The 18819-nt window shown below is 69.7% G+C and carries 18 protein-coding genes and 2 pseudogenes; 14 read left to right on the top strand and 6 right to left on the bottom strand.

Going from position 1 to position 18819, the window contains the following annotated elements:
• Window positions 1-114 precede the first annotated feature (114 nt).
• Window positions 115-978 carry a serine protease gene (locus AB0D34_RS13375; RefSeq protein WP_362660925.1) on the top strand — a complete coding sequence of 288 codons (864 nt, stop codon included), beginning with the start codon at window positions 115-117 and terminating at the stop codon, window positions 976-978.
• Window positions 979-1098: 120 nt separating this feature from the next.
• Here the strand turns inward: AB0D34_RS13375 and AB0D34_RS13370 are convergent, their stop codons facing one another.
• Window positions 1099-1329, bottom strand: a complete 231-nt coding sequence (locus AB0D34_RS13370; RefSeq protein ID WP_217211359.1) for a hypothetical protein — start codon at window positions 1327-1329, stop codon at window positions 1099-1101.
• Window positions 1330-1772: 443 nt separating this feature from the next.
• Here AB0D34_RS13370 and AB0D34_RS13365 point away from each other — a divergent pair, with 443 nt between their 5' ends.
• From AB0D34_RS13365 to AB0D34_RS13335, 7 genes and pseudogenes are all read left to right on the top strand, one after another.
• Window positions 1773-3896, top strand: a complete 2124-nt coding sequence (locus AB0D34_RS13365) for a DNA topoisomerase IV subunit B (RefSeq protein WP_362660923.1) — start codon at window positions 1773-1775, stop codon at window positions 3894-3896.
• 395 nt (window positions 3897-4291) lie between these two features.
• Complete coding sequence (locus tag AB0D34_RS13360; RefSeq protein WP_362660921.1) at window positions 4292-4816, top strand: DUF1453 domain-containing protein; 525 nt, start codon at window positions 4292-4294, stop codon at window positions 4814-4816.
• Complete coding sequence (locus AB0D34_RS13355) at window positions 4813-5964, top strand: histidine kinase (protein ID WP_362660919.1); 1152 nt, start codon at window positions 4813-4815, stop codon at window positions 5962-5964. The genes AB0D34_RS13360 and AB0D34_RS13355 overlap by 4 nt, the downstream gene beginning before the upstream one ends.
• Window positions 5961-6653, top strand: a complete 693-nt coding sequence (locus tag AB0D34_RS13350) for a response regulator transcription factor (RefSeq protein WP_362660918.1) — start codon at window positions 5961-5963, stop codon at window positions 6651-6653. The genes AB0D34_RS13355 and AB0D34_RS13350 overlap by 4 nt, the downstream gene beginning before the upstream one ends.
• Window positions 6654-6713: 60 nt before the next feature.
• Complete coding sequence (locus AB0D34_RS13345; RefSeq protein ID WP_362660916.1) at window positions 6714-7277, top strand: DUF485 domain-containing protein; 564 nt, start codon at window positions 6714-6716, stop codon at window positions 7275-7277.
• Window positions 7274-8866, top strand: a complete 1593-nt coding sequence (locus AB0D34_RS13340; RefSeq protein WP_362660914.1) for a cation acetate symporter — start codon at window positions 7274-7276, stop codon at window positions 8864-8866. Before AB0D34_RS13345 ends, AB0D34_RS13340 begins: the two co-directional genes overlap by 4 nt.
• Window positions 8867-8908: 42 nt before the next feature.
• Window positions 8909-9180, top strand: a pseudogene (locus tag AB0D34_RS13335) (ABC transporter substrate-binding protein); the annotation flags it as partial.
• Between the two features lie 6 nt (window positions 9181-9186).
• Here AB0D34_RS13335 and AB0D34_RS13330 read toward each other — a convergent pair.
• The 4 genes from AB0D34_RS13330 to AB0D34_RS13315 form a co-directional block, all read right to left on the bottom strand.
• Window positions 9187-9867: a response regulator gene (locus AB0D34_RS13330; RefSeq protein WP_362661019.1), complete on the bottom strand. Its 681-nt coding sequence runs from the start codon at window positions 9865-9867 to the stop codon at window positions 9187-9189.
• Window positions 9867-11540: a sensor histidine kinase gene (locus tag AB0D34_RS13325; protein WP_362660912.1), complete on the bottom strand. Its 1674-nt coding sequence runs from the start codon at window positions 11538-11540 to the stop codon at window positions 9867-9869. Before AB0D34_RS13325 ends, AB0D34_RS13330 begins: the two co-directional genes overlap by 1 nt.
• A gap of 100 nt (window positions 11541-11640) precedes the next feature.
• Window positions 11641-12585: a sucrase ferredoxin gene (locus tag AB0D34_RS13320; protein WP_362660910.1), complete on the bottom strand. Its 945-nt coding sequence runs from the start codon at window positions 12583-12585 to the stop codon at window positions 11641-11643.
• 94 nt (window positions 12586-12679) lie between these two features.
• Entirely contained in the window at window positions 12680-13942 is a 1263-nt protein-coding gene (locus AB0D34_RS13315; protein ID WP_362660908.1) for a citrate synthase, read from the bottom strand.
• Window positions 13943-14054: 112 nt separating this feature from the next.
• Here AB0D34_RS13315 and AB0D34_RS13310 point away from each other — a divergent pair.
• The 4 genes and pseudogenes from AB0D34_RS13310 to AB0D34_RS13295 all read left to right on the top strand — a co-directional run.
• Window positions 14055-14177: pseudogene (locus AB0D34_RS13310) on the top strand (citrate synthase/methylcitrate synthase); the annotation flags it as partial.
• A gap of 410 nt (window positions 14178-14587) precedes the next feature.
• Entirely contained in the window at window positions 14588-16093 is a 1506-nt protein-coding gene (locus tag AB0D34_RS13305) for a transcriptional regulator (RefSeq protein ID WP_362660906.1), read from the top strand.
• Window positions 16075-16653, top strand: a complete 579-nt coding sequence (locus AB0D34_RS13300; RefSeq protein ID WP_362660904.1) for a helix-turn-helix domain containing protein — start codon at window positions 16075-16077, stop codon at window positions 16651-16653. The genes AB0D34_RS13305 and AB0D34_RS13300 overlap by 19 nt, the downstream gene beginning before the upstream one ends.
• A 181-nt stretch (window positions 16654-16834) precedes the next feature.
• Entirely contained in the window at window positions 16835-17557 is a 723-nt protein-coding gene (locus tag AB0D34_RS13295) for a ParA family protein (protein WP_362660902.1), read from the top strand.
• A gap of 206 nt (window positions 17558-17763) precedes the next feature.
• Here the strand turns inward: AB0D34_RS13295 and AB0D34_RS13290 are convergent, their stop codons facing one another.
• Window positions 17764-17910, bottom strand: a complete 147-nt coding sequence (locus tag AB0D34_RS13290) for a hypothetical protein (RefSeq protein WP_362660900.1) — start codon at window positions 17908-17910, stop codon at window positions 17764-17766.
• Window positions 17911-18075: 165 nt separating this feature from the next.
• Here AB0D34_RS13290 and AB0D34_RS13285 point away from each other — a divergent pair, with 165 nt between their 5' ends.
• Together AB0D34_RS13285 and AB0D34_RS13280 are read left to right on the top strand one after the other, a co-directional pair.
• A complete protein-coding gene (locus AB0D34_RS13285; RefSeq protein WP_362660898.1) occupies window positions 18076-18333 on the top strand; it encodes a hypothetical protein in 258 nt (85 codons plus the stop codon).
• A 122-nt stretch (window positions 18334-18455) separates the two neighbouring features.
• On the top strand, window positions 18456-18767 hold the full coding sequence (locus tag AB0D34_RS13280) for a hypothetical protein (RefSeq protein ID WP_362660896.1): 312 nt from the start codon (window positions 18456-18458) through the stop codon (window positions 18765-18767).
• Window positions 18768-18819 lie beyond the last annotated feature (52 nt).

Raw genomic sequence — 18819 nt, 5'->3', positions numbered from 1 at the left:
TCGTACGTCGCGAAAGGCCCGGCCCCTCTCCAGGGGCCGGGCCTTCGTGCTGCGCGCACAGGCGCCCTGCATGACTCTGGGTTTCCGATCACCACCCCGGAGTGAGGAGCCTGCATGCGTCGTCCCATTGCCCGAGCGCTGGCCCGGCCGCTGGTTCTGGCAGCCGTGGCGGCGGCCATACCGCTGGTGTCGGCCGCCCCAGTGGCCGCCGACAGCATCGTCGTCGGAGGATTCCCGGTCGAAGTGTCCAACGCGCCCTGGACAGTGGCTCTGTCCAGCCGTGACCGGTTCGGGGGTACGCGCGCCGGGCAGTTCTGCGGCGGTGTGGCCGTCGGCCGGACCACGGTGCTCACCGCGGCCCACTGCATGGGCGAGGACGTTCTGGGAGGACCGCCTGAGCAGGTGAGTGACTTCCGTGTCATCGCGGGCCGTACGGACCTGCTCTCGGACCAGGGTGCGGAGATCGCCCTACGCGAGGCCTGGGTGAATCCGGGCTACGACCCGGAGAGCAACGCGGGCGACTTCGCGGTCCTCACCCTCGCCGAGCCGCTGCCGCAGAGTGCGGTCATCACTATGGCGGCCGCAGGCGACCCCGCCTACGAACCGGGAACCCGCGCCACGGTCTATGGCTGGGGGGACATCACGGGTGGCGGTGACTACGCACGCAGTCTGCGGGGCGCGCGCGTCCACGTGCAGGCCGACGCGCGGTGCAGTGAGGCATATCCGGGAGGCGGCGACGGCACCTATCTCGCCGACAGCATGCTGTGCGCCGGTGAGGAGCGGGGCGGTCGTGACGCCTGTCAGGGGGACAGCGGAGGACCGCTGGTCGCCGGGGGGAAGTTGATCGGGCTCGTGTCCTGGGGCAACGGCTGTGGGCGAGCGGGCTGGCCCGGCGTCTATACCCGTGTGTCCGACGTCACGCAGACGTTGGACCGGGACGGCCGCAACGGGGTCGACGGGCGCCACGACATTGGCTGAGAGGGCCTCTGTGGTGCTGAGCGCCTCGTGGCCCATGAGCGAGGGCGGTCATCCCTGTCACCAGGGGCGACCGCCCTCGTGCCGGCCTGTGCCGGAGCTGCTCGTCGTGGACGCGAGGTGTCAGCGCTCTTCTTCGGAGGCGGATACCGGAACGGACGTAAGCCGCTCCGTCTCGTCCTGTATCTCAGCGGCGATCTTCTTGAGTTCCGGCTCGAACTTGCGACCGTGGTGGGCGCAGAAGAGCAGTTCTCCGCCGCTGAGCAGGACCACGCGCACGTACGCCTGGGCGCCGCAGCGGTCGCAGCGATCAGCGGCCGTCAGCGGGCTCGCGGGGGTCAGAACAGTAGTCACGTCGCCTCTTCTCTAGCTCGACGAGCTGTCGTACCAGGGTCAACATCCAACCAGCCCCAAAACGTTCCCGCTCGTGGCTTCACTCAGAGAGAAATTTCTCCGGGGTGGCTGACTGCTGCCGGTTTGGCGGCGAATGTGCCGTATTGCGTGTCTGTGTGTCTTACGGTTTCGCGCTGTCGGTCAAGGTCTGTCCGGCCGGCTGGGTTGCCGGTTGTTCATGAGGACGTGCCCGGAGCCTAAATGGTTCATGCCTGTAAGGGAACGTGATATGTACTTCACCCCATCGAGGGATCGAACAGGTATGCGACCCTGGATTAGTCTGTGTTCCACACGAGGGTGGCGTTACACCGGCCCTACCAGGCCTCGGTACCCTCTTGGCGGCGACCGAAGCCGTGCCCTTACCCAGAAGGGCCCCACCTGAAATTCAGCGAGGAGCGAACCGCGTGACCGCCGAGACGTCCGTGCCGTCCACAGCTCTGCTGGCAGGAGCAGACCGGGACGGTTCCAACTACACCGCGCGGCACCTGCTCGTCCTCGAGGGGCTCGAGGCCGTACGCAAGCGCCCGGGAATGTACATCGGCTCGACCGACAGCCGTGGTCTGATGCACTGCCTGTGGGAGATCATCGACAACTCCGTCGATGAAGCCCTCGGCGGGTACTGCGACCACATCGAGGTGATCCTCCACGACGACGGATCCGTGGAGGTCCGGGACAACGGCCGGGGCATCCCGGTCGACGTCGAGCCCAAGACCGGTCTGTCCGGCGTCGAGGTCGTCATGACCAAGCTGCACGCCGGCGGCAAGTTCGGTGGCGGCTCGTACGCCGCCTCCGGCGGTCTGCACGGCGTGGGTGCCTCCGTGGTGAACGCCCTGTCTGCCCGGCTGGACGTCGAGGTGGACCGTAGCGGACACACGCACGCGATCAGTTTCCGGCGCGGTGTGCCGGGTGCTTTCGCGGCCGGTGGCCCCGACGCCAAGTTCGATGCCACGAGCGGCCTGCGGAAGGCCAAGAGGATCCCCAAGACCCGCACCGGCACGCGCGTGCGCTATTGGGCGGACCGCCAGATCTTCCTCAAGGACGCCAAGCTCTCCCTGGAGAACCTCCACCAGCGTGCGCGCCAGACCGCGTTCCTGGTCCCCGGCCTGACCATCGTCGTTCGCGACGAGTTCGGCCTGGGCGAGGGCGGAAGCAAGGGCGAGGAGTCCTTCCGCTTCGACGGCGGCATCAGCGAGTTCTGCGAGTACCTGGCCACCGACAAGCCGGTCAACGACGTCCTCCGCTTCTCCGGACAGGGCGTCTTCAAGGAGACCGTTCCGGTTCTGGACGAGCACGGGCAGATGACCCCCACCCAGGTCACCCGTGAGCTCGACGTCGATGTCGCGATGCGGTGGGGCACGGGCTACGACACGACCCTGAAGTCGTTCGTGAACATCATCGCCACCCCCAAGGGCGGCACTCATGTCGCGGGCTTCGAGACGGCCGTGACAAGCACGATCAACGAGGTCCTTCGCGCCAAGAAGCTGCTGCGCGTCGCCGAGGACGACATCGTCAAGGACGACGCTCTCGAAGGCCTCACGGCCGTGGTGACGGTGCGGCTGGCGGAACCGCAGTTCGAGGGCCAGACCAAGGAGGTCCTCGGTACCTCGGCGGCCCGCCGCATCGTGAACACCGTGATCTCCAAGGAGCTCAAGGCGTTCCTGACGTCCACGAAGCGGGACGCCGCGGCCCAGGCACGGGTCGTCATGGAGAAGGCGGTGGCCGCGGCACGCACGCGTATCGCGGCCCGTCAGCACAAGGACGCTCAGCGCCGGAAGACGGCCCTGGAGTCGTCCTCGCTGCCTGCCAAGCTCGCCGACTGCCGCAGCGACGACGTCGATCGCAGCGAACTCTTCATCGTCGAGGGCGACTCCGCGCTCGGCACCGCGAAGCTCGCCCGGAACTCCGAGTTCCAGGCGCTGCTGCCCATCCGCGGCAAGATTCTCAACGTCCAGAAGTCGTCCGTCACGGACATGCTGAAGAACGTGGAGTGCGGTGCGATCATCCAGGTCATAGGGGCGGGATCCGGCCGGACCTTCGACATCGACGCGGCCCGCTACGGCAAGATCATCATGATGACCGACGCCGATGTCGACGGCTCGCACATCCGGTGCCTGCTGCTGACGCTGTTCCAGCGCTACATGCGGCCCATGGTCGAGGCGGGCCGGGTGTTCGCCGCGGTGCCGCCGCTGCACCGGATCGAGCTCGTGCAGCCGAAGAAGGGCCAGGACAAGTACGTATATACCTACTCCGACCGTGAGCTGCGCGAGAAGCTGCTGGAGTTCCAGAGCAAGGGCGTCCGGTACAAGGACTCCATCCAGCGCTACAAGGGTCTGGGTGAGATGGACGCCGACCAGTTGGCCGAGACCACGATGGATCCGCGGCACCGGACTCTGCGGCGGATCAACCTCGCCGACCTGGAGGCCGCCGAGCAGGTCTTCGATCTGCTGATGGGCAACGACGTGGCGCCTCGGAAGGAGTTCATCTCGGGGTCGGCGGCGACGTTGGATCGGTCGCGCATCGACGCGTAGCGCTGGGCGGGTGCCGGCTTTCTGGTCGGCCCTCGGCCCCGCCTTCAGGTTCGGGGGCCCGGTTGGGGGTTGGAGCAGGGGCCGGGTCGGGGTCGGGGTCGGGGTCGGGGTCGGCGAGATGGTTCGGCGCCCGAAACCGTCCGTGCGGCTTGCGGCGCCGGTGCCTTGTGAGGGAGCGGCTTGTAGTCGGTCGGTCGGTCGGTGGCCGGGCCGACGGCTGGGCGGCAGACAGCGTCGGGCCTGGGTTCTCCACCCGTGGGTGGACGGGCCCGGGCCTCGGTAATCCACCCGTGATCCACCCTGGCTCCGATCTCCCGACCTGCGGAATTCCGTAGCTTCGAAGGTGTCGGCGGCATCCGCTGCCGACGGTCCCTTCTTCGCTCACGGAGGCTGTGATGTCCGGGCTCATCGACGCGTTGCTGATCGTGTTCGCGGTGGTCGTGGTGATCGCCCGGCAGTTCCGCGCAAGCCGGATAGACACCGGGCGGCGCTGGTGGCTGCTACCCGTAGTCCTCGCCGTCGTGGCACTCCGCGAACCTGGACTGGTGGATGCCCATCACCGCACGGCATCGATCGCCCTGCTCACCGCCGAGCTGCTCACCGGCCTCGCCATCGGGGCCGGCTGGGCCTGGACGAGCCGCATATGGACGGAGCCGGACGGGGCGGTGTGGAGCAAGAGCACCAAGGCGAGCGGGGCCGTCTGGGGCGTAGGCATCGGTTTGCGCGTCGGCCTCTTCGCGCTCGGCGCGGCACTCGGCGTCCATCAGGACTCCTCCGCCCTGCTGCTCGCCCTGGCAGCCACCCTGCTGGTGCGCTCCGGGACACTGGTCTGGCGTGCGCAGTCGCTGCGCCCTGCCACCTCACCTGCCCCGGCGTACGGTGAGCCCATGTTCCGGTCCACGGGGAAGGAACGCGTGTGACGGAGAACGCCTGGACCCGTTGGCCCTCCCGTGAGGCGCTCAAGCGTGAGGCGGCCACGCGTCCTCGGCGTGTGCTCGGCTGGGTCACGCGCTCACTGGTGCTCACCATGCTCCTCTGGGGCGCCTTCAACAGCACTGATGTGCGCGGTTGGGGCGTCTTCGGAGCAGTGGCCGCAGTCCTGGTGTCGGCCGTCGTCGCCTGGGCGATGTTCCGCACCACCTTGGCGCACCGGCTCTGGCCCTCCCTGGCGTTCTACGGCATCCTCCTGGCGATCGCGGCCGCCGCGCAGGTCGCAGATTTCCGGGTCATCGCCCTCGTCCTGTGGTGCGGCTGCGCCATCACCGCGCTGGAGCGGCTGCCCATCGCCGCTGCCCTGCCGGTGACCGTGGTCGCCCTCGCCCTCTACGCCGCCATCGACGACGACGTGTGGCTGACCACCGTGGCCACCACGGCGGGGCTCGCCCTAGCGGGCTATGTCCTGCGGCTGGATGCCGAGGCCCGTGGCAGCGCCCAACGGCTGCTCACCCAGGAGCGGGCCGCACATGCAGCCGAGGCGGAGTCGGCGGCACTCGCGGAGCGGGCCCGTATCGCCCGGGAGATCCACGACGTGCTGGCGCACAGTCTCTCGGCCCAGCTCGTGCATCTGGAGGCGGCCAGGTTGCTGATCGAGCGCGACGCGGACCGCGACCAGATACTGGAAAGGGTGGTGGCGGCACGGGGGATGGCCCGCGACGGTCTCGCCGAGACTCGGCAGGCGCTGTCGGCTCTGCGCGGGGACATGACTCCGCTGGAGGACTTCCTGACCGAGCTCTTGGGTACGGCCGACGGAGCCGAAGCCACCATTTCGGGTAGGCGCAGACCGCTGCCGGCCGAGGCGTCGCAAGCCGTGCGCAGGGTTGCCCAGGAGGCCCTGACCAACGTCCGCAAGCATGCGCCGGGGGCCAAGGTGGGTGTGCGGCTGGAGTACGGCGAGGACCAAGTGACGCTGGTCGTGCGGGACTCGGGCGGTTCGCCGGGTGAACTCACGGCCACCGGAGCCGGGTACGGTCTCCTGGGAATGCGGGAGCGCGCCGAACTGCTCGGTGGTTCGCTGGACGCCGGGCCGGACGACGAAGGGTTCGTGGTGACGTTGCAGGTGCCCGTATGACGCAGGGGGTGGAGACGAAGCCCGCGCGGGTGCTGGTCGTCGACGACCAGACCGTGGTCCGCGAAGGCATCGTGATGCTGCTCGGTCTCCTGCCCGGGCTCGAGGTCGTGGGCGCAGCGGGGGACGGGGAGGAGGCGGTGAGACTGGTCGCGGAACTCGCCCCGGACGTCGTGCTGATGGACCTGCGCATGCCCCGCTGCGACGGGGTGGAGGCGACCCGGCGGATCCGGACCGAGCACCCCGGGACACAGGTTGTCGTGCTGACGACGTACGCGGACGACGATTCGCTGTTTCCCGCGCTCAAGGCGGGGGCGCGCGGGTATCTCACCAAGGACGCGGGCGGTGACGAGATCGTGCGGGCCGTGCACAGCGTGCTCTCGGGGGACGCGGGGCTGTCGCCGAGCATCCAACGGCGGCTGCTGGAGCGGCTGTCGGACCCCGAGCCTCCGCAAAAGGTCTCCGCAGAGGCGCCGGACGGGCTCACCGCACGGGAGATCGAGGTGCTGGCGCTGATCGCCGAGGGGCTCAGCAACCAGGAGATCGCCCGCAGGCTGCATGTCTCCACCGCCACGGTGAAGACCCACATCAACAACCTCTTCGCCAAGACGGGTCTCAAGGACCGCGCGCAGGCGGTGCGTTACGCCTATACCAAGGGACTTGTGCGGCCACCGACGGGAGGAATCACCTGATGGGGTGAAGAGCGCGGGGAAGAAGAGTCGGGGATCTTCCCGTTCTGTCCATCCTTGGGCATGCAGTCAAGCAACGCTCGTCCTCGCGGAAGCGGGGGTGATGCCGAGAGTTCGGCCGAGAACCACGACGGTGACCATGTGGCCCGCGCCGAGGCGTCCGCCGGTGTGCGGTACGACGATCCCTGGTACGACGCGCTCGCCTCGGGTTGGGGCGAGACGGGCGGTGACGGCACATCCGTGCCCACGGCTGCGACGGCACGCGGGCAGCGCGAGGAACGGGCCGCCGCGGCGGCCGACGTCTACCTCGAGGTGCAGCGCAGCGCGGCTTTCCAGGAGGTGCGCAGCCGGTACCGGAGGTTCGTGGTGCCGGCGGGCATCGGGTTCTTCGCCTGGTACGTGGCCTACGTCGTGGCCGCGACGAGCGCGCCGGGGTTGATGGCGCGGCCCGTGGCGGGCGCGGTGAACGTGGCGATGGTCGCAGGACTCGGGCAGTTCCTCACGACCTTCCTGCTGACCTGGGCGTACGCCCGGCATGCGAGGTTGCGCCGGGACCGGGCCGCGCTCGAACTGCGGTGGGACACCCAGGAACTGACCCGTACGGCCCGGGGCGGTGCGTCGTCATGATGGGGGATCACCAGACCCTGGCGCTGCTGCTGTTCAGCGTGTTCGTCGCGGTCACGTTGGGGATCACGACGTGGGTGAGCCGTCACCGGCACGGTTCGGCCGAGGAGTTCTACGCCGGCGGGCGGTTGTTCTCGCCGATGGAGAATGGTTTTGCCATCGCGGGCGACTACATGTCGGCCGCGTCCTTTCTCGGTATCTCCGGGCTCATCGCGCTCTTCGGGTACGACGGGATGCTCTACTCGGTGGGTTTCCTCGTGGCCTGGCTGGTGGTGCTGTTCCTCGTGGCTGAACTGGTGCGCAACTGCGGGCGGTTCACGCTAGCCGACGTGGTCGCCGCGCGGATGAGTGAGCGGCCGGTGCGGATCGCGGCGGGAACTTCCTCGGTCACCGTGTCCGTGCTGTATCTGGTGGCCCAGATGGTGGGTGCGGGGAGCCTGGTCGCCCTGCTGCTCGGGGGCACCAGCGAGGCGGCGCAGTCCTGGACCGTCATCGCCGTCGGGGCACTCATGGTGATCTACGTGTCCCTGGGCGGGATGCGGGCGACGACATGGATCCAGATCGTCAAGGCGGTCCTGTTGCTCGGCGGGACCGTCGCGCTGACCGTGCTCGTGCTGGTGCGGTTTCACGGCGACTTCGACCAGTTGCTGCTCACGGCCGCGGAGCGCAGCGGCCACGGTAAGTCGTTCCTGGCACCTGGCCTGAAGTACGGCGGTGACTGGACCGCGCGCTTCGACTTCATCAGCCTGGGACTCGCCCTCGTGCTCGGTACCGCAGGGCTGCCGCACATCCTGTCCCGCTTCTACACCGTGCCCACGGCACGCGCCGCACGGCGTTCGGTCGTCTGGTCGATCGGGCTCATCGGCGGCTTCTACCTGATGACGATCGTTCTCGGCTTCGGCGCCGCGGCGATCGTAGGGCCCGAAGCGGTACGAGGGTCGAACGCGGCCGGGAACACCGCGGTGCCCCTCCTGGCCCTCGATCTGGGCGGTGGCGCGGACTCCACGGGAGGAGCGGTTCTGTTCGCGATCGTGGCCGCCGTGGCATTCGCCACCATCCTCGCCGTGGTCGCCGGGATCACACTCGCCTCCTCGGCCTCCGTCGCCCACGACCTGTACGCCTCACTGCGGAGGAGGCGGGCCAGGCCGCACAGCGAGGTGGCCGTGGCCAGGACCGCCGCAGTCGGGATCGGGGTGATCGCGATCGCCCTCGGCCTACTGGCCCGCGACCTCAACGTCGCCTTTCTGGTGGGTCTGGCCTTCGCTGTCGCCGCGTCCGCGAATCTGCCGGTGCTGCTCTACTCGCTGTTCTGGCGCGGGTTCACCACCCGGGGTGCCGTCTGGTCCGTCTACGGCGGGTTGATCCCTGCCCTGGCCCTGGTCCTGCTGTCGCCCGTGGTGTCGGGCAGCCCCGAATCGCTCTTCCCCGGCATCGACTTCCAGTACTTCCCGCTGCAGAACCCCGGCCTGATCTCCATCCCGCTGGGCTTCGTCGCGGGCTGGCTCGGCACGGTCACCTCCGCGGAGGTCGCCGACGAGGCCAAGCACGCCGAGACCGAGGTGCGGTCGCTCACGGGGGCGGGGGCCGTGTAGAGGCGGCACCTGGGACCGGGCGGCGCCTACGGCGTCGCAGGGCAGACGCGCAAGTGGATGTCCACCCACAGCGCGACCCAGATCGCCGACAGGATGCCCGCCGACTACTCACAGGGCAACAAGCTGCTCCACACGGTGGCCATCAAGAACACGCTGCCCATGTTCACCAAGACGGCGTGATGCCCAAAAACGGCCCCGAGACCGTGGAGAAGGTCCTCAAGGCGTTCAACCCCACGATCCAGAACGCCGACGTCGGCTTGGAGAAGACGTACACGACGGAGTTCGTCGAGAAGGCCGCGCAGAACGCCGGCTGAGACTCCTCACGCGCGGGTCGCCCAGACGTAACGGTGTTCAGGGCGGCCCGCGTCGCCGTACTTGAGGGTGAGCCTGGCCCGTCCCGTGCGCTCCAGGAGCTTCAGATAGCGCTGGGCGGTCTGTCGGCTCACCCCCGTCCGCTCGGCGATCTCCTGGGCGGACAGGGGCCCTTCGGCGTTCATCAGGGACCTGCGGACCAGTTCCACCGTGGTGGGGGAGTGCCCCTTGGGCAGGTCGGGCTCAGTCGGCGAGGACAGGGCGCCGAAGATACGGTCGACCTCCGCCTGTTCCGCCTCGCCGCCCCCGTCCAGGGTGCGGCGGAGCTCGGCGTACGCCTCGAGTCTGGCTCTGAGGCCCGCGAAGGCGAACGGCTTGACCAGGTACTGCAGTGCGCCGTGCCGCATCGCCGCCTGTACGGTCGTCACGTCCCGCGCCGCCGTCACCATGATCACGTCGGTCTGGTGGCCGCGCCGACGCATCTCCTGGACGACCGCGAGACCCGTCTCATCGGGCAGATAGTGGTCCATGAGCACCAGGTCCACGTGAGGCAGCGCCTCCAGCTGGCGCAGGGCTTCCGCGGCGCTGTGCGCCTCGCCGGCCACGCGGAAACCGGGCACCTTCTCGACGTAGGCGGCATTGACCTGCGCCACGCGGGTGTCGTCGTCCACGACCAGGACCTCGATCATCACGACTCCTCCTCGGCGGCGGTCTGCTGGGCGGGTGGTGCGGTGAGAGCCGGCTCCGGCTGTGTCTCGGTCAGCGCGTCGGGCAGTACGACGGTGAACTCGGCGCCTCCGCCGCCCGCCTCCCCGACGGTCGCGCTGCCACCCTGCCGCTCGGCGAGCTTGCGCACCAGCGACAGTCCGAGGCCGCGCCCTCGATGCGCGGGAGGCTCCTTGGTCGACCAGCCCTCGGTGAAGATCAACTCCCGCTGTTCCGCCGGGATCCCAGGGCCGGTGTCCCGCACTCTGAGGACGACCGCACGGCCTTCCGTACGCAGTTCGACCTCCACGCGCGCGTGCGGCGCGCCGGCGACGGCGTCCAGGGCGTTGTCCACGAGGTTGCCGACGATCGTGACCAGGCCGCTCGGATCGACCAGCCGATCCGGCAGCAGGGTCCGGTCCGAGACCCACAGTGCGACTCCGCGCTCGGCCGCGACGGTCGCCTTGCCCACCAGCAGCGCGGCGAGCAGCGGGTCCTCGATCTTCTCGGTGACCTGCTCAGCGGTGGCCCGGTGGTCGCCGACGACCTCCCCGACGAACTCCACGGCGTCGTCGTACATCTCCAGTTCCAGCAGCCCAAGGAGCGTGTGCATCCGGTTGGCGTGCTCGTGGTCCTGGGCGCGCAGGGCGTCGATCAGACCGTGGGTCGAGTCGAGCTCCCGGCCGAGCTGCTCCAGCTCGGTGCGGTCGCGCAGGGTGGCCACGGCGCCGCCGTCGTCGGTGGGCATGCGGTTGGCGACCAGGACGCGCTGCCCGCGGACCGTGACCAGGTCGGTGCCCGTGACTCGTCCGGCCAGGACGTCGGCCGTACGACCGTCCCCGAGGGCCTCGTCGGGGGAGCGGCCCACGGCCTCGTCGCCGATGCCCAGCAGGCGCCGTGCCTCGTCGTTGAGCAGGCGGATGAGCCCGGCGCGGTCCAGGGCCACGACGCCCTCGCGGATGCCGTGCAGCATGGCCTCCCGCTCCGAGAGCAGGGCCGAGATGTCGGAGAAGGCCAGGTCACGTGTCTGCCGCTGAACCCTGCGGGAGATGAGCCAGGCGGCCAGCGCGCCGACGGCGAGGGCCCCGCCGGCGTAGGCGAACAGCCCCGGGATCGCGTGGATCAGCCGGGCGCGGACGCTGTCGTAGGCGATACCGACGGAGACCGCCCCGACGATGTTGTGCTCGCTGTCGTACAGCGGGACCTTGCCGCGGGCGGTGCGGCCCAGGGTGCCGCTGTCGATCTGCATGACCTCCTTGCCCGCCAGGGCCTGGCCGGGGTCGGTCGAGACGTTCCTGCCGATCTCGCTGCGGGTTGGGTGCGACCAGCGCACGCCCCGCCAGTCCATCACCACGATGTACTCGGCCCCGGTCGCCTCGCGGATCCGCTCCGCCTCCTTCTGGACGGGTCCGCCGGGCAGCGGGGGCGTGTCCTTGACCTGCTCGGCGATCTGCGACTCGGCGGCGGTGGTCTGCGCGATGGCGAGCGCCCGGCGCATCGCCTGGTCGTCCAGCTGTTTGCTCAGCGGCGCCAGGAAGAGACCGGTCGCGAGCACCGCGACTCCCGCCGCGATCGCCAGCTGCATCAGAAGCACCTGCGAGAACGCACGGCGCGGGAGTCCGAGGCGCAGGCGGCGTGCGGGAGGAGTGCGGCTCATACCCATGACGGTACGTGGACCCGCCGGATCGGCCGCAGGGGGTGTGGCATGGATCTCTTGATCAATACGTTGACTGGCCCTGTAGGGCCTGCAGGCCGCGTCAGCTCGCCAGCGCTGCCGATGGCCTCAGCTCGTGAACCGCTGTGACATCCATCCGCGCGGGTGAGCCGAGCACCGACGCCCCGCAGCTCTCCGGGCGCGGCGGCTGGGACGCGGTCTGGGCCACGAGGACACGCCATTGGCGGCCGTCGACGTGTGCGACGGTCACTTCCCAGCGCGGGGCCTCGCCCTCTGTCCGTACGACCGTCAGCGCCTCGGCCCTGTGTTCGCCCACCGTCGTACGCACGGCCAGCTCGGCTGCCTGGCCGGGGCGCTCCCAGGCGGAGTTCCCGCGGCACCCTTCGATCACGATCCGGCCTTCCTGGACGCTGTGGAGGACCTGCTTGACGGTGTGGGCCTCGGCGCGGCCGTAGGCATAGCCGTACGGCAGCACGAGCAGTGTCGGGGAGAAGCGGTGACCACCCAGATGGGTGACCTCCCAGGCGCCCGCGACACCCGAGGCGGCCAGTTCGGCGGCGAGCGGGCGGCCGAGGAGCGCGCAGCAGCGGTCCCGCTTGCCGTTGGTGCAGACGAGGGCGAGCGGATCGCCGGTGTGACGCCGTCCTCGGAGCAGCGCGTCGAACGAGGTGTGCTCGCCCCTGCCGAGCGCGGCGAAGTCCAGGCCGAGCAGATCCTGCGGGTCGCGGATCGTCGCGCTGTGGAGCCACACGTTGCCGGGCGTGGTGTGGGCGGCATACACCTGCCGGTCCGTGGGCGTTCCGCTGTCGGCGTGCCGTCCGGGGCGGCGGATGAGCGCGACGCGCACGCCCGTGTCCTGGGCGGCGGCCTCCAGGGCTCGGCCCAGCACGGGGTCCAGGTGGCTCGAAGTGAGCGCCTTGACGCCCCAGGGACCGGGCTGTTCCAGCAGCAGCCAGGTCCGCGCGGTGGCCGCGGTTCCGGAAACGGGCTCGGCGAGGTCGTGCGAGACCGTTGAGCAGGTACTCACAGAGGTGAGCCTAACCTGACTTGGGGCGCGGCGACTTCCGGTCGCCTCCTTGTCGGCGTTCCGGGAGTGTGGCGTACCGCTCGCGCAGGGCCGCTCAGTGCTCCGGCAGTGGCTGTGGCGGCTTCGGTCCCACATAGATGCCGCTCGGGCGCATGCGCAGCGGGCGTTCCCCGTACTCCTCGAGCGCATGGGCGATCCAGCCCGCCGTACGGGCGACGGCGAAGACCGTCTCGCCTGCGGTGGAGGGCATGCCGGAGGAGGCGGTGAGCACGGCGAGGGCCAGGTCCACGTTGGCGTGCAGGGGAGCGTGGCGGGCGGTGGTGAGCACGATGTCGCGGGCCGCGAGGAGAGCGGGCTCGGCGCGCGGGATCTCCTCCAGGAGAGCGAACAGAGCACGCGCGCGTGGGTCTTCGCCGGTGTAGAGGCGATGACCTAGGCCCGGGATACGGCGGCCGGCCCGCAGCTCCTCCGCGATCACGGGGGCCGCGTCGCCCCGGTCGAGCACGTCGAGCAGCAGCTTGTGGGCGAGTCCGCTGGCCGCGCCGTGCAGGGGGCCCTCCAGGACGCCGAGTCCGGCGGAGACGGCGGCGTACGCGGGTGCGTGGGCCGACGCGGCGACGCGCACCGCGAGGGTCGAGGCGGCGAGGTCGTGGTCGACGAGCAGGCCGAGCGCGGTGTCGAGGGCACGCAGGGCGGCCTCGTCGGGCTTTCGGCCGCTGAGGCGGGTCCACAGCCGATGGGCCAGAGGGCCGTCGTCGCGGCGGCGGTCGTGCAGTACGGGTGGCAGGGCGGCGACGAGGGTGGGGATGAGGGTCCGGGCGGTACCGAGCACGGCCTCCTCTGACAGGTCGAAACGCAGTGGGTCGGCGGCCGCGGCGGCGATCGCGGCGACCCGCAACCGGTCGGTGGGGCCGGTGTGTTCGGGCAGTGCGTCCACCGCGCGGCGGGCCGCGTCGACGGCGGTGTCGGGCGCGGTGAAGGTGGCGCCGGGGCGCAGGTGGCCGGTCCAGAGCCACTCCGCGATCTCTTCGTAGGAGTGGCGGGCGGCGAGCTCGGTCGCGTCGACGCCCCGGAAGTAGTAGCGGTCCTGGTCGATGAACGTGAGGCGGGTCCTCACCGACAGCTCGCCGCCGGACGCCGGACTCCCGCCGCTCTCCCGGCGGTTGCGCCGGGAGAGGGCCTCCACCTCCTTGGCATCGAAGGTGCTGCCCCGGCCGCCGGGGACGCGTCGGCTGCTGAGCTGGCCGCGGCTCACATAGGCGTAGACGGTCTCGGGCTTCACTCCCAGCAGTTCGGCGGCTTCCTTGGTGCTGAGCCGGTCTTCGGCGGGGCCGGGGAGGGGGGCTTGATCGCGCATAAGAGGTCACCGTATCCGCAGCCGGGTGGGTTGATTGGTGTGCATTGATTAAATCAATATTGACAGCACTTGAGTCAACCATGGACAGTCGAATCAAGTCCAGGGAGGAATCATGTCGGTCAACAGGTCAGAAAGCGCGCTCGTCGACGTACCGCGAGGGCTAGCCGGAGTCGTCGTCACCGACACGGAGGTCGGGGACGTCCGGGGGCGGGAGGGGTTCTATCACTACCGCCAGTAAATCTGCCGCACCCTTTCTGACCTGGGCTTATGAGGGTTAAAGCGGCTGTGACCTGCTAGGACGGGTTGCAGAGGCGATCGGAGGCAGTCAGAGGAAAACGCTCTGATTCGACCCCGGTACGACCCGGGTCGTTCGGAGGCAGTCAGAGGCAGTGCCTCTGCAAGCTGCTTCTGGGAGACCCGAGTTGACCGGACGGATCAGGAGCGGTGGCCTCGACGGCTCTCTGTTCCTGCCTTGGTCGAGTTGCGATGGGGACGCCTGCCTCCAGAGTGGGGCCAGGCATACGAATGCCTCCAGGACGGCAATCCTGGAGGCATCGCTGGCACCGATTGGAGGTCGGTTCCGGGTACCACCCGTGGTTTTAGCGGGCCTGGGTGGCGCCCTTGTCTTTGCGAGACGACCTCACCGTGCCACACCACAGTCATCAGGCAGAACCACAGCGGCGGATCCCTCACTCGTTCAGCCGACTGGGCCTTCATCACCTTCGTCCGGCTGCGGCCGAACTGGTCCTGCTCGGGGATCTCACCGGCCGGTACGCGACAGGCAGTTACAGCAGGCTCGGCTCCGACGGCCGCACCGTGGCCGTGCGCCCCAACCGGGCGGGCGCCGCCGAGCACGGACACCGCGTCACAGCGGCCATCGCCTGCCACGTCGCTCGCGCCGGCGGCACCATCGACGAGCTGACCCAACTGCTGCTGCACCCCGACCACGAGGGTGGCCGGCACGCCCGGCACATCGCGCTGCGCTCAGGGCAGGCGCGGGCCCTGGACTACATCCGCCGGGTGTGGGCCAGCGCCTCGGCTGTGGTCGCCGGAACCCGAGTGCTGGACTCACGTCACCACGCCTACGAGGCCCTCGCCGCACTGCGGGACCGCATCGAGACCACGCCCTGGCGCGGCGAGCGGGGACGGACCGCGCTACGGGTGCTGCGGGCCCATCTGAACTTCGCCGAGACCGCCGGCGGCCCGCTGCACCATGCCAGCGAGCGGCAGACCGCGGAGGAAGCAGGGGTCTCGCGGACGACGCTGCGCGTGGTCTACGACACCGTTCTCAAGCCTGAGGGCTGGCTGCGTCGGCTGCGGGTCGGTCACGGCCGGGAAGGCTCCACCTGGTACCTCGACCACGGCAGCACCGGGAGCCGTCGTGGCTACGCTTCGCTGTCTCGTTCCTGGACCACTCAGTACCCCCCCGACCTGGCACTTGAGGAGTGGACCAGCCCTGAGACGGCCATGACCGCCGACATCGACTCCACCGTCATCGCCCGCCTGATGGGCCACGACGCCTTCGCCCACCGCGGCCTCGGCAGCTCCGCCCTCATGATCATCGGGGCGCTGCACGTCCGGCCTGCTCAGACGGTCAGCGATCTTGTCGGTACGGCCTCCGTGTCCCGTGCCACTACCTACCGGACCTTGCGGCGCCTGGCCGACCACGGTCTCGTGCACCACGACGCTGAGACCTGGACCCTCGCTCCCCGCGCCGTGGAGGGCTTCGGCAACGGCTCTCAGGATGCCACCACGGCACCGGGCACACGGCCGGCGCAGGGCTGGGACAGCATCGCCCAGTTCTACGCCACGGCGGGCGTCGCGGTCCGACGTAAGGCATTGCATGCGGTCGAGCGGGCGGCGTACCAGGAGGCGCTGGACCGGCGCTCGGAGCACCGCAGCAAGGCCACGGTGATCGTCCGCGACGGGCGCCAGGTCCTGGTCCCGGTACCGCGGCCCGATGAGATCCCGTCCGCGTGGCAGACCCCGGGCGGCAGCGTCCTCGACCCGGTCACCGGTCGGCCTGCCGCCGATTGGCGCCTCGCCACCGACGGCCGACTGATCCTCATCACCCTCGCTGACCAGCGCAGTTACGACGAGCTGGCCGCTGCCCATGCTGAAGCCCTCAGGGAATGGAACTCCGCCGCGTGACTCCACAACCTCCACCTGCCGATGCCGAATCTGTCACTTCTCAGAGCCTGTGCGAGCAGTACGAGTCCGGTGCCACAGTGGCCGAACTCGTCGCCACGAGCGGGCTGTCGTACGGCACGGTCCTCAACCGTCTGCACGAGGCCGGAACCGTGATGCGCACCTCGTGGCAGACACGCAGAATGCGCGACGGGCAAGCCCGCCACAATCTCGCGGCCCGTCTGCGCCGCCTCTACGAGCAGCAAGGCGCCACGCTCACGGAGTTGGCCACGGCGGCGTCCGTGACGCGACGTGCCGCACGGCGGCTACTGATCGAGGCCGGGGGCACGCCCCGCACCGCCCAGCAGACCCTCCGTATCCGTTCTGCAGCCAATGCCGCACGGCGAATGAAGCTCGCGTTGTCCCTGAGGGCGCGGTACGAGGCTGGCGCCACCGTGCCGGACCTCGCTGCGGAGTGCAGCTACTCCGTCGGCACGGTCTATCGGCTCCTGCACCAAGCAGGCACCCGGATGCGACCCAAGCACAACCACGGCCCGGCCCGCGCCCCTAGGAAGCGGCCATGAGTGCCCCCGCAGGTGTACCCGACTGGGCCCGGCAGCTCACTCGACCGATGGCACGCCATCTCGGACACGGTATTGCAGCACGGGCCCCTCCTTCGTCCGCGGTCAGCCGCCTCCGACGTCGGCCTCCTCGCCGACGCGCCCAAGTCAACGCACCCTTCCCGATTCTGGAGATCAAGCACACGTGAGTGAGAACACCCGTACCAAGACCCTGGCCGCGGCCGCGGCCGCGGCCAGCGCCTGGGACGCCTTCGTCATCGTTGTCGGCATGCTCAAGGGCGGCACCGGCAAGACCACCTCCGCCTGGTTCATCGCCCTCTACTACGCCATCGTCCTCAACCTGCCGACGCTGCTGCTGGACGCCGACGCGACCAGCCAATCCGCCTACGACTGGTTCAAGGTCGCCCAGGCCGAGGGCTTCGACATCCCCGCCAACCTGGTGGTCGAGCGGTACCCGTTCGACGACATCGCCGAGTACATCCGCACCAAGCGTGCCGAGTTCGGCGCGATCGTGGTCGACGCCGGCGGCGGCAGCGCCCGGATCTTCCACGAGGCCGTTACCGAGGCGAACCTGCTGCTCGTGCCGGTCGCCCCCACCAAGATCGAGCGCCGCAAGCTCGTGGCCACCTTCGACGAGGCCGAGCGCGCCGCAGCCCGCAACGAACAGGGTGTCACCGCCCACGTGGTCATGGTCAAGGCCGACGACCGCACCAGCCTGCCCAGCCGGGCGAAGGAGCAGCTTCTGGAGCCCGCCGCAGGTGAGGGCATCGGCCCGGACCGCGACGAACCGTTCCCGCTCGCCGAGACCACCATCCACTCCTGGGTGCACTACATGGAGGCCTTCGGCGAGGTCCCGACCGAACTGAGCGAGTACGCCAACCTGATGAAGGAGCTGACCCAGGCATGAGCGAGAAGAACGAGAGGCCGAAGCCGCCGGCCCGCCGCACGGGAGGTCGTGCCCTGGGCGGGGCGAAGAAGGCGACCCCGCCGCCTGCCGCCGAGCTCACGCCCGAGCAGTTCGCTGCTGAACAGGCCGCTCGCCAGGGCGAAGACGGTCGTACCACTGGCGAGCAGGAGGTTCAGACCGTCCCTTCCAACGTTCCCACCGAGGGGTCAGCGGACGACCGGCCCGAGGCAGCACCCGAAGTGGCGCAGCCTGCCGCACAGCTGACCGTTGAGGTCGCGCCGAGCGACCTCCGGCAGGAGCCGCTCGCAGTCCTGGCCCCCGAACGCGCAGTACCCGGGATCCAGCCCATGCATTCAGCCGAACCTGTGGCGCAGCACGATCCGTCCCACTCCACGGTCGTGGCTTCTGGTGCGGTCCCGACGACCGAGGTTGCCGTTCGCCCGGAAGTTCCTCCGATGGCAGGCGGTACGGCATTCCCGGTGAGGACCGATGTCCCGGGGCCTCACCGGGAACAGGCCGTGCGAGCGCAGGAGTCGCCGAGTGAGGGAACGCCGTACGCTCACGGTCCCGGTCGGCCCAAGGACGTTCCCGATGCCGCCGTCGTTCTCAACCAGCGCATCATCGCGCGCGAGAGTCTCGACTCGTCGGTCCCCGCCGCCCTGAGGCTGAAGAAGCGGATCAAGCGCTTCGCGCTGGACAACGAACTCGACCACCTGCCGATCGGCGACATCGTCTCGGTCGCGCTGGACGAGTGGCTCACCACCCGCGGCTTCTAACGCGCGCGTCCCCTGGGTGGCCGCGAGCGCTCAGCTCGTTCGCGGCCGCCCGTCCTCACGACTATTCCACTAGTCCTCTAGGCGGCTAGCTAGTCGCTTGGGGGATTTGACTGGAGCCCTCAGTGCCCGATCTCTCGCACCACGCCCGTCAGCTGCGCGCCGTAGCTGACGCCATCGAAACGCTATCCGACTCCACCGACGACCCATTGGCCTCGCATCCCGACACCTTGGGGATCATCAACAGCCGTTACACCAGTCGAGGACAGATCAACTATGCCGTCCCCGATGCTCTGCAACTTCAGCGGCGCATTCGCCGCTACCATGCGGACTACGGCATCCAGCACGGCGACATCGTCGCCCTCGCGCTCGATGCTTTCCTACGGGCCAGGGGCTACCCACCCGATCTCACCCCATCCGCGGCGGGAGCATCATGATGAGTGCGGCCGCTTGCTACCCCGAGCGATGTTCGTCCCAAGGCCGCCGTTC

The organism is Streptomyces sp. NPDC048420 (assembly GCF_040651535.1).
Classification (GTDB): Bacteria; Actinomycetota; Actinomycetes; order Streptomycetales; family Streptomycetaceae; genus Streptomyces.
Note: the sequence above shows the minus strand (reverse complement) of the source record. Positions and strands in the feature narration are given on the sequence as shown.